This window comes from Vibrio sp. 03_296 (genome assembly GCF_002265885.1).
The window spans coordinates 1-2,653 of sequence record NZ_NPKW01000269.1 but is presented as its reverse complement, the minus strand read 5'-3'; the positions used below and the strand labels follow the sequence as shown (position 1 = coordinate 2,653).

Sequence of the window (2,653 nt, the reverse complement as noted above, 5' to 3'; positions counted from 1 at the left end):
TGCTGCTGGGGGGAATGGCATTGGCTGTCACGGTGACTATGGTGGTGAGTAATAGCCTTGCTGCAGGGGAATACACCGTCGGGCGTTGGCTGTCGTATAAAACCATTAATGTGGTATTGGCCGCGTCGATGGTGTTTGTGCTGTGTCGCTCTGTGGGCGAGCGGTTGTCGGCTCAATGGCAAAGTGGTGGCGTTGATCAGCCGCCACAGTTTAGGCATCTTATTTATTGCATCCTATTTTCTATGGCCAATGAAAGAGTTGGGCTGGTATCAGGGTCATCCTGCGTGGATGATTCCGTTATGGGTCGTGCTGAGTGGGGCGGGTGCCTTAGCGTTGAGTTATCTATTTTCGCTCTCCGCTAAGACACGTTGGTTGTTGCCTTAGCGCTTCAGGGCAAAGTGAAGAAATTTGTCGCCCTTGTAGGTGAGTTCCCCTTTATCGCCGGGGTTAAGAGCGTGGAAATAGTGCACACCGACCTGAAACTCGCGTTTGGGTCCGAGTGTGCCACGTTGTACGTAGATCCAATACTCTTGATCGTCTTCGCCAGGTTGCGCGTCGGCAATAGCGATGACCTGTTTATTCAAGCACAGTGACCTGTACTTTTTGTTCTKGGGCGTTATTGCCTTTGAATATGAATACGATAGAAACGAACGAAGAGCCAGCCACCAATAGCAATCAATGCGAGTACGGCAAAAACAAAGGAAATAGGCATGATGACCTCCAATCTGAWWGAGTGTCTCATTTTACAGAACCTAGTTGCCAAACAAGGGGTTGCCAGTAGCGAATCGTGATCTAGAGATAAGAGACGATAAAATTTTCGGCGCATATCACATTCTATATGCGTATGAGAGCACAATTTTGAGCCTATGCGGATAACTTGGCTCGAAATGTAGATACGAACTGATAGAGAATAGAATGAACAAACACTCGAACGAAAGGAGGGCACGATGTCAGAAATCGAACAAGTGGTCACTCGTACCCGCAGATTAGAGACTTTGTTGCGCACTCAATATCATGCTGAAGGTAAAGGGTTGCATCAGCTTGTGACGAGCTGTGAAGAACGCCTGCCACATGACGTTGATTGGTAAGCTCCGTTTTATTGCGACGATACGCAATAAAGTCGTGCATGAAGATCATTATCAGTTGGACGACAAACAGAGTKTTTTKGCGGCATGTGATGAGTGTGAAAAAGAACTGACACCAAGAAGTGGCCGTTTTATCTGGCGTGTGGCGATTTTACTGATGCTTTCCATGACATTGGGGGCGATGGCTTTTTACTACGCGAACTGGGATGTACTTAGCCAACATTTAAAATAATGGCCGACTGGAGAAAAATGCACTGAGGCAATCCACGGAGCACGCAGTGAGATGTGAACTGAACGTTTGGTCTTGCCATGTCTAACCAGTGTATGAAAGACAATAAAAACGGATGCTTCGCATCCCGTTTTTATTTAGATTCTGAAACTTAGTACATCATTGGTAGTGTCATTAAACCAACGATACTGCGATCATTACCAGTCCTTGCTTTTGAGAAGAAGACATCACAACACTACCTCCATAACGGTTGATGAACTCTATGTGTGCATATAGCATCGAATTTTAAGGCTTTGATCAATAGATACTTTTAAATCTCTTTAAAAAATAACTTAACTATGAATAATTGACCCTGATGTGGCAATGAAACAGTGTTTTTGACTGCTTTCTTTATGCTCTTATTTGTGTTTTTCTTATGGTTTGTGTTTTAACTTAATGTTTATATTGTTTTTGTATTAATGTGATATTGCTCAATAGTGTTTAGTGCTCTTGTCTGGTGTTGGTGGTTCTTGGTGCTATTTTGGCTTAATAGTCATGTTTTTGATGGTCTTGTTTGAAATTTAAGAAAGTCAATAGAGGCTATGTAGGGGATTYATCATTGGATGAGAAAACAATGATGTGATTAGTGGTCTATTCTGGTTGTACCAGCTTGAGTTCGGATTTTCTTTTGTTTTTATGGTTTTAAGTTGTTGATTTTTGTATTTTTATTATCCAATTGTTTTAATCTGTTTTTTTATTTTGTTTTTTCACTCTATTGTTATTCATTCACTCTGATAATGTCCGACTTATTTTGCTTTGAGTTGGTTTAACGTTTGCTTTCTGTGTTTTGTCACACTTTTATCGAGAAGCTCTGAATTTAAACGCGTTGCTGTGAGTCGATACTGTAAACTTGCAGTTTGCTCTAAGCTCTGGCTTGCTTCACAATAAGCAGTGATTCGCAATCAAGATCCAACTTTCGCCTTTTACTGCTTTACATAATCCTCTTGCTACCTAGACTAGCCGCGTAACAAGAGAAGGGTAATACAGATGTGGAGTTGGCTAGCGATAGGCTTATCTGGAATGACATCCGTTTTGGGTGCTCGTCAAGCGAGTCCATTTCAGTCACTGTTTTTTAAAGTGTTCACTCTGGTGTTGTTATTGATCTTGGTGCTGACCCAAGGGCCAGATTCTGCGCACAGCTATTGGATTGCCGCAGGCTTGTTAGTGTCGATTTTTGCCGACACGCTCCATTCTTTGAAATCAAAAAAAACGCTCTATTTTCTGGTTTTCTCCTCGCAGCAGCTTTGTTACAGCAATCTTTCTGGTTACAGCTCAATGGTGACATCGTTTGGTGGCTCCT

Annotated in this window: 4 pseudogenes; 3 read left to right on the top strand and 1 reads right to left on the bottom strand. The window is 42.5% G+C overall.

Annotated elements, in window-relative coordinates:
* Positions 1-384 (top strand): annotated as a pseudogene (locus CIK04_RS23910) (acyltransferase family protein); the annotation flags it as partial.
* Here CIK04_RS23910 and CIK04_RS23905 read toward each other — a convergent pair.
* A pseudogene (locus tag CIK04_RS23905) lies at positions 381-712 on the bottom strand (DUF2500 domain-containing protein). The pseudogenes CIK04_RS23910 and CIK04_RS23905 sit on opposite strands and share 4 nt — an antisense overlap.
* 235 nt (positions 713-947) lie before the next feature.
* On the opposite strand from CIK04_RS23905, the pseudogene CIK04_RS23900 reads away from it, so the two are divergent.
* A pseudogene (locus CIK04_RS23900) lies at positions 948-1,317 on the top strand (DUF4145 domain-containing protein).
* A 1,023-nt stretch (positions 1,318-2,340) separates the two neighbouring features.
* Positions 2,341-2,653: pseudogene (locus tag CIK04_RS23895) on the top strand (lysoplasmalogenase family protein); the annotation flags it as partial.